This is a genomic window from Nonlabens sp. Hel1_33_55 (genome assembly GCF_900101765.1).
Taxonomy (GTDB): domain Bacteria; phylum Bacteroidota; class Bacteroidia; order Flavobacteriales; family Flavobacteriaceae; genus Nonlabens.
The window spans coordinates 1,055,674-1,067,399 of record NZ_LT627735.1 but is presented as its reverse complement, the minus strand read 5'-3'; the positions used below and the strand labels follow the sequence as shown (position 1 = coordinate 1,067,399).

The following is an 11,726-nucleotide window of genomic DNA, read 5'->3' as shown; positions in this document are numbered from 1 at the left end:
TGTTTCTACATTAAAGATGCAACATTTGCGGACTTGTTACACTTGATGGCATTGATTTTGAAATTTACTATAGAAAATCGGTAGGTATTCATGTGATGTCCAGATTGCTTTGAAGTAGGAGCATGAATAAGATGCTGATAGATAAAGGGTTGGTGTTGGATTAGTTCGCTTTCGCGAAAGCGGACTCCTTAAAATCTTCAACGCTACCCAAAGAATACTAATTTAAATAAGCCGCAATGCACTGTCATTGTGGCGACTTGAAAATATATGTTTAAACCAAAGAAGTTTCAAATAGACATTATGTCACAGCAGGAATTTGATCAGGATGCAGAGTTTATACCACTTTTAAGCTCCAAGGATGAGGAAGAAATGCATGCCGAAGCTGTTCCTGAAACGCTTGCCATCTTGCCGTTGCGCAACATGGTACTTTTTCCCGGAGTCGTGATTCCTATTACGGCTGGTCGTGATCAATCCATAAAATTGCTGCAGGAAGCTAATAAAGCTAATGAACCTATAGGTGTCGTTGCCCAAAAAGATGAATCTGTTGAAGACCCATCTGAAGCTGACTTGCACTCAACGGGTGTTGTAGCGCGTATTCTCAAGGTGTTCAAGATGCCTGACGGGAATACCACGGTAATTATTCAAGGTAAAAAACGCTTTGCCATCGATTCCATTGTTCAAACGGAACCTTACCTGAAAGCAACTACTAAAGCGGTAGAAGAGGCAAGACCAGCCGCTGATAATGAGGAGTTTAATGCGATTATAGATAAGATCAAGGAGCTTTCCCTAGAAATTATAAAGGAAAGTCCCAATATTCCAAGTGAGGCTAGTTTTGCGATCAAGAATATCGAGTCCAACAGCTTTCTAGTCAATTTTGTTTCCTCCAACATGAATTTAAAGGTTGAGGATAAGCAAAAATTGCTGGAGATCAATGACCTTAAGGAGCGCGCACTGGAAACCTTGCGTTTCATGAATATCGAGCGCCAGAAACTGGAACTCAAGAATGATATTCAGTCTCGTGTTCAAACGGATATAAACAAACAACAGCGCGAGTATTTCCTACACCAGCAAATGAAGACCATTCAGGAAGAGTTGGGTGGTGGCGTGAGCTCACATCAGGAAATAGATGAGATGCGCCAGCGTGCCAAAAAGAAAAAATGGGACGATAAGGTCAAGGAACATTTTGATAAGGAGCTTGCAAAAATGCAGAGAATGAATCCGCAAGTAGCGGAATTCTCCATCCAACGTAATTATCTGGATCTGTTTTTGGATCTGCCATGGAATGAGTTTTCTAAGGATAATTTTGATCTGAAACGTGCGATGAAGATTCTGGACCGCGATCACTATGGTCTGGATGATGTGAAAAAACGCATTATTGAATATCTAGCAGTACTCAAACTGCGCAACGATATGAAATCGCCTATACTTTGTTTGTATGGACCTCCAGGAGTTGGTAAAACATCTTTGGGAAAATCCATTGCAGAAGCTTTAGGACGAGAGTACGTAAGAATCAGTTTAGGCGGTTTGCGCGATGAAGCAGAAATACGCGGTCACCGTAAAACCTACATAGGTGCGATGCCTGGACGTATTATCCAGAGTATCAAAAAGGCCAAAACATCAAATCCTGTTTTCGTACTGGATGAGATCGATAAACTAGGGAATTCGCACAATGGTGATCCATCGAGTGCAATGTTAGAAGTTTTGGATCCAGAGCAGAACAATAGCTTTTACGATAATTTCCTAGAAATGGGGTTTGATCTGAGTAAAGTAATGTTTGTAGCTACGAGCAACAGCATGCAGACAATACAACCTGCTTTGCGTGATCGTATGGAGATTATTAATGTTACCGGTTATACCATAGAAGAGAAAGTAGAGATAGGGAAAAGACACCTATTGCCTAAGCAACTCGAGGAACATGGACTGGATAAATCCCACCTCAAGATAGGAAAGCCACAAATCGAAAGAATAGTGGAAGGTTACACACGAGAAAGTGGTGTTAGAGGTCTGGACAAGCAAATAGCAAAAATGGTGCGTTACGCGGCCAAAAGTATTGCTATGGAAGATGAGTATGATCTCAAAGTTACCAATGATACAATTGTTGAAGTATTAGGCGCGCCTAGAATGATGCGCGGTAAATACGAAAACAACGATGTTGCTGGTGTTGTTACAGGACTAGCGTGGACTAGAGTAGGTGGTGATATTCTATTTATAGAATCCATTTTGAGTAAAGGCAAAGGCCAACTTACTGTAACTGGTAATCTAGGTAAGGTGATGAAGGAAAGTGCCACCATCGCCATGGAATACATCAAGGCACATTCTGAAGAATTGGGAATCGACTCGGATATATTCGGTAAATACAATGTCCATATTCACGTTCCTGAAGGTGCCACACCAAAAGATGGACCTAGCGCAGGAATAACGATGCTTACCTCACTGGTATCATTATTCACACAGCGCAAAGTCAAGAAGAGCATAGCTATGACTGGTGAGATCACTTTACGTGGTAAAGTATTACCCGTAGGTGGAATCAAGGAAAAAATCCTTGCTGCCAAACGTGCAAGAATCAAAGAGATTTTACTCTGCGAGCAAAATCGTAGAGATATAGAAGAGATCAAAGCTGATTACTTGAAAGGACTTACTTTTCATTATGTGAGCGACATGAGTAACGTGCTTGAACTGGCACTTACTAAGCAGAAGGTGAAGAATGCTAAGGTGTTGTAGCCTCAAATTTCATTAGATAAAAATCCCGATAACTTTAAGTTATCGGGATTTTTCATTTGAAATCAAAAGTCAAATTACTTCTTGATAATTTTATGTTTGCTGGACTGACCAGAAACATCTGTAAGTTCTAAAAAGTAAACACCAGAAGTGAAAGACTCGAGGTCAACCATTTGTTTGCTAGTGGTCAGGATTTGGTTGCCGAACAATCCGTAGACTGAAACTTTTGCTATTTCAAAGTTCGATGTTTCAATGTTTAGAATTCCAGATGTAGGATTGGGATAGACATTGACTTTAGCTAATGGCGCTGCAGCTTCCTCAATGCTCAATGTAGAATTATAATTGTAAACTCTTTTAGAACTCACTTCGTTAAAAGATGATGAGTTGCTATCATAACTTTCATAACGCTCTTCTAAAATTTTATTGACATATGGGAAGTCATCAAAAACGTATTCAAGACCGGTTTTATCAACAAATGGATTTGCGATATTGCTCATTAATTCGCTGGTGTCATAAACGTATGTTTCTCGACCTTCAGGTCCAGCCGTTGAAAAATTAAAGTCAGACACTTCTACGATCAAATTACCATTGTTATCATAAGTATAATCAAATTCCTCATCCAGTTCATAACTGGAACCATTCCAGGTTTCAAAAATTTTACGAGTTAACTGTCCATCTCCATTGTAGGTAAAACTATCGCGGTAATCACTGACCCAAGTGTCATTTTGAAACTCTTCACCTATAATATCTGAAACCGTACCGTTAGAATTATAATTCACAAAGGCGCGGTCCTCTGCAATCCAATCATTTCCATCTCATTCATATTCTATAAAAGAAATGAGATTATTATTGGAATACGTCGCCGTGAGCCTAAATTCATTTTCGTACGAGCCATTTATGAATTCCTGATAGATCACTTCAATAGGGCTGCTGTTGGAATCATATGTGTATAAGTCCCTAAAGTCGTTTACAAAGCTATCTGTATTGGAATCGTAGACTTGAGACGTCAATTCGCTTGCTCTACCATTAGCATTGTATTGATAAATGTCTCGGTTGCTTGGTACCCATTGCGAGGTTGAAGAATTCCATGAAAACCCAGATTCTGATATCAGATTATCATTTGCATCATACTCATAATTGTAGCCGAAGGCATTTTCGAAATTGCCGGTACCTACTGAAAATTGATCGATAGATGAAAGGAGTTGTTCCTGCGCATACATACCAGCGCAACAGATTAATAATGAGAAGAGTGTAATTTTTTGCATAATAAAACCTTTTATGATTAATCGATAAAGTTAAAGGCTCTTATTATTCAATAAAATACCCCAAATAGGGTATATTTTGATCATTAATTTATTCATAAATATCAAGTATTCAGACACTTATTATTCACTTAGAGATCGCAGAATTAATTTCTAAAGAGAAAGTTAGAAGGTAAATAGGATTGATACATCTCGCTTTCGCGAAAGCGGAATAGTGACATTATATATCTACAGGACGATCTTGACGGTTCAAATAAATCCCACTAGAAACTAGTGCCGAAAATAATACCACCAAAAAGATCTCGAGCTCCAAGGAAAACAACACTCTCAAATCACCGGCGTCGCCTACAACAGATTCTCTCATTTTGATCAATCCACCATCAGAATAGAAGTAGATTAGAAACAACATAATTAAAGGATATAGGAAAACACAGGTGAAAACGCCTGTGCGCATAGCATAAAATAATAGCTTCTTGTATTTGATTTTCTTTTTTGTGTTGTGGACCACATCGCGTATAAATGACAAGATCCCCAAGAAAACTATGGGTATATACATGGCTTTAATGTACCATTCCTGTCGCAAGCCTAATTGAAAAACTATTATGGATAATATGACGATGGAGCCAACGATAAGCAATGCATAGATCCAGCTGTATTTAATTTTTGAATATCCTCTCTTTTTAAGCATTGCTATTGATTTTCAACTCAAGGAAGTTAATCAAGTCCTGTGTAGAACTCAGAAAGTTTAGTAATTCTTTAATAGCGACATAGTCTAATTAAAAAATACATTTAATGGTTTAGGCGGCCTTATGGATTTGGAAATCATTTTAGTATTCTGTGTGTTGGGAATGACCATTTTACTGTTTCTAACAGAGTGGTTTCCTATTGATAAAATTGCTTTTTTAATCATCGTTAGTTTAGTCCTTTTAGGACTAACAAAACCTGAAGAAGCCATAAGCGGCTTTGCAGATCCTGCGACCATAACGGTACTATCCCTAATGATAATCGCTATAAGTCTGGAAGATAATGGCGTGATAGAGTGGCTCACCAGAGGAATTAAAAAGGTAAGTATTCTACCGTTAGTTCTAATCACACCGGTTTTTATGTTTGTTAGCGCCAGCATATCGGCTTTTATAAGTACGACTGCGGTGGTGATTATTTTTATCAAGATCGTGTCTCAGCTATCCGCTAAATTCAACTTTTCTGCGAGCAAATTGCTGATGCCTATTTCATTTGCTGGAATTCTAGGTGGTAGCTGTACGTTGATGGGAACTTCTACCAATCTAATCGTGAATTCTGTAGCGCGCAATCTAGGCGCGGAGCGGTTGGGATTTTTTGAGTTCACGGTTTTTGGAGTCATATTTCTCGCTATTGGTATCGTATTTATGGCGATTGCCTCCAGATGGCTACCAAAAGATAAGTCCACCAATCTAGCTGATAGCTACGGGTTGCAGGAATTTATATTTACCGTTACGATCACAGCAGAAAGTAAACTGGTAGATCAATCACTTTCAGAGAGTATTCTAAATGACAATCCAGATATAAGTATCATCAAACTTATTAGAGATAAAAAAGTAGTCAATGCACCTGGAAAATATATTAACCTGCGAGTAGGAGATGAGTTGGTTTTAATGGGAACAGTGGAAAGTCTGACTGGGTTTGTACAAGATGAAGATTTACTACTTCATGAAGAGCGCAACCCTGCGGAAAAGCTTGAAGAAGAAGAAGCTGAATCAAAGGAAAAGAAGGAAGATATTCCTATAATGAGATATATCGAATTACTCATTTTGCCTGGATCTTCTTTTATAGGCAGTACTTTGAAAAAAATACGACGGTCCTCACTTTATGGTGCATATCCACTTGCCATTCAAAAGCGTAAAAACATAAGAAACACAAAAGATCGTCTCATACGCAAAGACATCAATGAAATTAGAGTAAAGCCTGGAGATAGGTTATTACTGGAATTACAGGACGGCTCTATGAGAGATCTTGAGCGATTGGAGAATGTTGCCATTCTCAATGAGCACGAACTCAAAAGCACGGTACCGTTATATAAAAAGTATACTACACTATTTACCTTGCTTGCGGTTATAGGTCTTGCCAGTAGTGGTGTGCTAACGATTCTCGCCAGTGCATTGACCGGTATAGGGATCTTATTGTTAACCAATTGCATCTCACTTGAAAAGATTTACCACAAAGTAAACTGGCAAATTGTTTTCCTGCTCGCGGGAATGATACCGCTGGGAATAGCGATGAACAATACAGGTACAGATACATGGATTTCTGAACAGTTGCTGGCATTGTTACAAGGTCAGGCGCCAATCATAGTTTTGGGACTCATCTTTTTATTTACCATGTTGATGAGTGGTACCATTTCCAATAACGCAACAGCAATTATAATGACGCCTATTGCCATGTCTGTCGGTGCAGGATTTGGTCTTGAAATCAAACCATTTATTCTGGCGGTAATGTTTGCGGCAAACTTCAGCTTTTTTACTCCGGTAGGCTATCAGACCAATGCTTTAATCTATGGGACAGGAATATATAAATTCCGCCATTTTTTAGTGATTGGAGGATTATTGAGTTTGATTCTTTGGATTGTAGCCACCTTGTTGTTATCCACTTTATTATAAGTCACTATGAAACAATATTTAATCTTATTGCAGGAAGAAGCCAATATGTGGACCAAGCTTTTATTGAAACTTGAAGGCTGGTGGGATGCTATCATTTTGAGATTACCCAACCTGGCCGTGGCCATTCTAGTGATGGTCATCTTTTATTTTATAGCAAGAGCTGTTTCAAGTGTAATGCGTAAAATTTTCAGAAAATACTATACCAACCAATCTGTTAGAAGGATTATTACCAAGGTCATTTTTGCGATCATTCTTTTCATAGGTTTCTTTATCGCACTGGGCGTTATGGATCTGGATAAAGCCTTGACTTCTCTTCTCGCTGGTGCTGGTGTGGTGGCACTCGCCATAGGTCTAGCTTTGCAGGGCACATTAAGTAATACGTTCTCTGGAATAATGCTGTCTTTCCTGCCTAAAATCAAGATAGGTGATTACATAGAAACCGACAGCCATGGTGGCTTTGTACATGAAATAAGCCTGCGTAATCTCGTACTAAGAAGACCTGATAATCATTTTGTGATCATGCCTAATTCAAAGTTTATTGAGGAGCCGTTTGTCAACTTTTCGCTGGCTCCTAGATCCCGAATTACGGTAAAATGTGGTATTGCTTACGGCACTAATTTGCGCAAGGTAGAAGAGTTGGTGCGCCAGGCAATCGGAGATCATTTTGAGCAGCGGCCTGGCGAACGCATTGAATTTTATTATTTGGAGTTTGCAGATTCCTCTATTAATTTCATGACCAGATTCTGGACAGATTTCATCAAGAAAAGTCAGATGTACCAGGCGCAACATGAAGCCATTTTGTTGATCAATGATATCTTTGCAGAAAACGACATCAACATACCATTCCCAATTCGTACGCTTGATGTTTCTGATCGTATGGAACGGTTGTTTGACAATAAATCCGGAGATCCTCAAAAAGATTGATTGGAGTTACGCTTTCGCGAAAGCGAGATCACTTCAATAGTTACTTATACGATACGCCCAATAGATCAACAAAGGGTGAATAACAACGAGTCGTATCCAACCTATCCAAGGATCTAAGCACAAATCTCCAGCACAGTGACCCAGCTGGATATAGTAAACATGAGAAATGATGAACGCCAGCAGCATCGCTATAGTGAGGTAACCAGCCCACTTTCTGGTAGGTTTGAAAATAGCTAGAATTGCAACGGCGATCTCAACAACGCCAGCTACCAAATTGATTATAGCAGAATCGCCTAGCCAATTAGGAATGAGTTGCTCGTAGGTTTCTGGATTCAGGAAATGATTGATACCGGCAAACCCGTAAAATATGATGAATAGAATCAAAGAGATTTTCTTCCACATAACTGACTTTTAATTCCTTGTATAAACGATCTCAAAGCTACGCTCTAAATCTGATAATCGAAGCGTATCGTTTTCCACACTGATTATTTCACAGGATTCAAATTTAGGGTTGATCATGACGGCTTCTTGAGCTGACAGTTCAGCATCAAAATTATCTGCAAATCGGCAGTTCATGGATAGTTCGTATGGGTCAAAGGTTGGTTCTTCTACCTGGCCTTCAGAGATTAATTTTGCGGTATTACCATCAAACTCATAACTACTATATGGATAATCAACGCGTTTCCAGTCTCCTTGCAATTTTTGCTGGATTTCATCTAACCTTGCGTCATTGGTTTGTATTTCTTCTGTAAATTCTTCTTCAGCAACGGTTTCTACCTCAATGTTTTTGCATGATAGCGTGGTGAATAATATGAGACCTATTATGGTTAGTCTTGATTTAAGCATGAGACTTGAGTGTTAATTTTGATAGATAGTTGTCCGCTTTCGCGAAAGCGGAAATATTTCAACTTTGATAGATTATTATGCCTTTTCAGGATCATAATAATTGGTTAGGATAGACGCCATCTCTTCACGTCCAGCGGCAATATTTTCCACCTTGTTCCACATGGTAGGCTCTATCATCGATTTCATAGGCTGGTCAAGTTTGGGGATTTTGTGAAATACATTCTCAATTTGTTTGTCCCAAACGGCATGAAAACGTGTCAAATCATCTGGATAGACCATTTTGCGATCTGTACCTTCATCCATGGCCTCAAAAGGCTCTGAAATATTGAGGTAACCATAATCGTCTGTCAACTGCTCACCAGCCTGAATATCGCGTATGGCGATCTCAAAATCATACGCCGTCGTCAAACAATTGGATTTGAAACTATGATTCACAAATCGACCTATATCCCAACATAGAATCATCTTGCCTTTGTTGTTTCTAAAGGTATATGTATCAAGGATTTCCTTATAAACATCGTCCATTTGATCGTATTGATCAGGTGTGAATTCCCGATCAAGTTTATCGAGCACCCAGGTGATGGTTCCCGCAGGAATGAACTCTTTTGCTACGACGCCATAGCCTATCTCGTCACTAATAAATTTTACTTCAGTATGTGGATGAATCACAGTTTTATGTATTGATTTGTAGACCTAAAGTATACATTATCAAAAATGTTTTTACCATAGAGTTCTTAAACTTTTAGTTTATTTATCAATTGGAAATGAGAATGTTAAGGTATTCAAAAGTTAAAAATTATATTGATTCATGAAAGCTACATATCAAACTTAACGACGTACTTTTGCGCACTTTTAAAAAATGCTATTATGAAGCGTATCAATCAGTATAAGAAAATGTTTAGTGTGGAAGGACCTATAGAGCTCAAAGAGCTTAAAAAGTCTTACCGCAACCTGGTAAAAGAATGGCACCCAGATAAATTCCAGGATGGTGATGATAAAAAAGAAGAAGCCGAAGTTATGAGTCGCCAGATCATCGATGGCTATCATTTTCTTGTGAGCATTGCTCCAGAGACTAAAGCTGCTAACCTTGATGCCTATAAGGAAACGACTACCAATACTGGTATTGAAGATTTTGATCACAAAGGTCAGGTACTGGAAATCACCTTTACTGATGGATCGACTTATGAGTACTTTGGCGTGCAGAAACCTATTTTCCAAAAGCTCATCAACGCTCCCAATCGCTACAGGTTTGCAAAGCGCAATATCTTCAATGACTACTTATATCGCAAGAGTAAGAAAGATCAAGAAATGGCTTAAAACCCAGATTTCACTAATAATAAAAAGGCTTCTTTGTGTTAAGGAAGCCTTTTTTATTTCGCTTTCGCGAAAGCGGAATACCAACATCATTTCCTTCAAGCAATTCTTTTTAAGCGATTGCTAAATTTGATTGGTCAATCCAAGCAAAAAAAATAGGCTACCGAAGTGGTAGCCTATGATATAAAACATTAGTCCGTATTGTTTAGATTGTAAAATTCTTTGTGAAACTGTGGTCATTGGAGTTCATGACAACTCTATAGTTTCCTTTCTTGGTTGCTGATAATTGATATACTCTGGAAAGTATGGTATCTCCAGTAATTTTATCATTGTGAATAAGCACGCCATTGTAGTATAATTCTACGTTGAGCGGTGATTTTGTCAATGACAATTGGGAAATGATCATTTTTACATCTTCCAGTCTAACATTAGGCTTGAATATCATGACCTCATTGCTTTGGTTCAATTTTACTTGTTTTGCCTTGATATCAAAACTCTTGACGATGATTTCATAATCCTTAGTAAGTTCGATGGTGTAAGAACCATCTTCTAATGCTGTAAGATTGAACTTTTTAGCATAGGTTCCATTTGCCTGGATTGTTTCCTTATATAGTATGGTATTGAAATCATCCTTTATGGTAACCTGCTGACCTTTCTTGACGTTGGAAAATTGCAACGTGGTCACGTTAGCAGATGATACGATTTCGATTTCTGTGGCATAGCTGTTTAAGGCTGTGAAAAGCAATGTTGCAGCTATTAGGTTTTTGATAGTTTTCATAGTGTTCAGTTTTTAACTGTTATACATGACAAAGGTAAATTGCTATGCAAGCATAGAAAACAACAGATTTGACCATTTTGTGTGGTATTTTATCAGGTCAATTATTCACTATATCGTTTTCGTGTTAATTTAGTATAGAATCAGGTTAAAATAAGCGCATATCAGCAATTTGATATTAGTAACTTTGTTATTGCTATGAAAGAAATACAACTACGTCATCCAGTACTTAAAAAGGTTCATCCAGAATTTAAGAGTACCATCTATGTAAGTAAGAGTACTACAGAGCGTAACGACTGGAAACCCTTCTGGCATTATCATCCTGAGATCGAGTTAGTTTACGTGGATAAAGGACAAGGCAAACGCCATATAGGTAACCATATGTCCTATTACAATAACAGCCAGCTCATCTTAATAGGATCTAATTTGCCACATATAGGATTTACAGATAGTCCCAATCATGGTTCTGAATTATTGGTTCAGTTTTTACCTGATTTCTTGGGAGAAGACTTTTTAGGCAAAACGGCTATCCAGCCCATCAAGCAGCTTTTTGAAAGAGCAAAAAACGGAATCGTATTTCTAAAACCAGTGAAGGAGCAAATAGGAGAGAAGCTTCATGAATTAAATAATGTCAATGGTTTTGAGCGTATACTACTATTATTAGAGATCCTGAATTTTCTAGCAAATACAGAACACTACGAGATTTTAAATGCAGAGAAGTTTGTGTTTGAAACGGATCATCAAAATAATTCCAAGATTGAGACCATTTACAAACACATCAATCAGAATTTTAAGGAGCACATCTCACTGGACGAAATAGCAGATAAGGTTAGCATGACCGTTCCAGCCTTTTGCAGGTATTTCAAAAAATCCACAGGAAAAACCTTTACAAAATTAGTCAACGAATATCGCGTCGTTCATGCCACAAAGCTTTTATCAGAAAGCCAAATGAGCATTAGCGATGTGGCTTTTGAATGCGGCTTCAATAACTTCTCACACTTCAATAAACTATTCAAACAGTTTACTGGAAAAAGCGCCAGTAAGTATCGCGCAGATTTGAAGCAGATGGTTGGGTAGTGAAGCTCTTGAATTAGCAAGACTCTATGCCATTTAAACTTGCTATTTCAAGCTGAAAGGTAGAAGATTTACAATTAATCTATTTTATTGCGTAAGCTTTGAAAACATGTATGCTCCTTGCCTTAGAAAAGGCGAGGACCGAAGTGAAACTTGTTTTGCTTCAGGAGTGGTTGAAGT

12 protein-coding genes are annotated in these 11,726 nt (G+C 38.3%); 5 read left to right on the top strand and 7 right to left on the bottom strand.

Annotated elements, in window-relative coordinates; all coding sequences use genetic code 11:
• Positions 1 to 267 precede the first annotated feature (267 nt).
• On the top strand, positions 268 to 2,721 hold the full coding sequence (gene lon, locus BLO34_RS04670; RefSeq protein ID WP_090753029.1) for an endopeptidase La: 2,454 nt from the start codon (positions 268 to 270) through the stop codon (positions 2,719 to 2,721).
• Between the two features lie 74 nt (positions 2,722 to 2,795).
• On the opposite strand, the gene BLO34_RS04665 is transcribed toward lon, so the two are convergent.
• The 3 genes from BLO34_RS04665 to BLO34_RS04655 form a co-directional block, all read right to left on the bottom strand.
• Complete coding sequence (locus BLO34_RS04665) at positions 2,796 to 3,497, bottom strand: T9SS type A sorting domain-containing protein (protein ID WP_090753027.1); 702 nt, start codon at positions 3,495 to 3,497, stop codon at positions 2,796 to 2,798.
• 36 nt (positions 3,498 to 3,533) lie between these two features.
• Entirely contained in the window at positions 3,534 to 3,983 is a 450-nt protein-coding gene (locus tag BLO34_RS04660; protein ID WP_157686680.1) for a DUF3836 domain-containing protein, read from the bottom strand.
• Positions 3,984 to 4,200: 217 nt separating this feature from the next.
• The gene (locus tag BLO34_RS04655; protein ID WP_090753024.1) at positions 4,201 to 4,668 is read right to left on the bottom strand and encodes a hypothetical protein; all 468 of its coding nucleotides are present in this window, start codon (positions 4,666 to 4,668) and stop codon (positions 4,201 to 4,203) included.
• Between the two features lie 121 nt (positions 4,669 to 4,789).
• Here BLO34_RS04655 and BLO34_RS04650 point away from each other — a divergent pair, with 121 nt between their 5' ends.
• Entirely contained in the window at positions 4,790 to 6,613 is a 1,824-nt protein-coding gene (locus BLO34_RS04650) for an SLC13 family permease (RefSeq protein ID WP_090753023.1), read from the top strand.
• Positions 6,614 to 6,619: 6 nt separating this feature from the next.
• On the top strand, positions 6,620 to 7,537 hold the full coding sequence (locus BLO34_RS04645; protein ID WP_231959563.1) for a mechanosensitive ion channel family protein: 918 nt from the start codon (positions 6,620 to 6,622) through the stop codon (positions 7,535 to 7,537).
• Between the two features lie 33 nt (positions 7,538 to 7,570).
• Here BLO34_RS04645 and BLO34_RS04640 read toward each other — a convergent pair whose 3' ends face one another.
• The 3 genes from BLO34_RS04640 to BLO34_RS04630 form a co-directional block, all read right to left on the bottom strand.
• Complete coding sequence (locus BLO34_RS04640; RefSeq protein ID WP_090753021.1) at positions 7,571 to 7,939, bottom strand: MauE/DoxX family redox-associated membrane protein; 369 nt, start codon at positions 7,937 to 7,939, stop codon at positions 7,571 to 7,573.
• A gap of 9 nt (positions 7,940 to 7,948) precedes the next feature.
• The gene (locus BLO34_RS04635; protein WP_090753020.1) at positions 7,949 to 8,383 is read right to left on the bottom strand and encodes a hypothetical protein; all 435 of its coding nucleotides are present in this window, start codon (positions 8,381 to 8,383) and stop codon (positions 7,949 to 7,951) included.
• A 75-nt stretch (positions 8,384 to 8,458) separates the two neighbouring features.
• Complete coding sequence (locus BLO34_RS04630; protein WP_090753018.1) at positions 8,459 to 9,052, bottom strand: SET domain-containing protein; 594 nt, start codon at positions 9,050 to 9,052, stop codon at positions 8,459 to 8,461.
• Between the two features lie 198 nt (positions 9,053 to 9,250).
• On the opposite strand from BLO34_RS04630, the gene BLO34_RS04625 reads away from it, so the two are divergent.
• Positions 9,251 to 9,700, top strand: a complete 450-nt coding sequence (locus tag BLO34_RS04625; protein WP_090753016.1) for a KTSC domain-containing protein — start codon at positions 9,251 to 9,253, stop codon at positions 9,698 to 9,700.
• A gap of 202 nt (positions 9,701 to 9,902) precedes the next feature.
• Here BLO34_RS04625 and BLO34_RS04620 read toward each other — a convergent pair whose 3' ends face one another.
• Positions 9,903 to 10,475, bottom strand: coding sequence for a hypothetical protein (locus BLO34_RS04620; RefSeq protein ID WP_090753014.1), 573 nt, complete (start codon positions 10,473 to 10,475; stop codon positions 9,903 to 9,905).
• A 195-nt stretch (positions 10,476 to 10,670) separates the two neighbouring features.
• On the opposite strand from BLO34_RS04620, the gene BLO34_RS04615 reads away from it, so the two are divergent.
• Positions 10,671 to 11,549, top strand: coding sequence for an AraC family transcriptional regulator (locus tag BLO34_RS04615; protein WP_231959562.1), 879 nt, complete (start codon positions 10,671 to 10,673; stop codon positions 11,547 to 11,549).
• Positions 11,550 to 11,726: the final 177 nt, after the last annotated feature.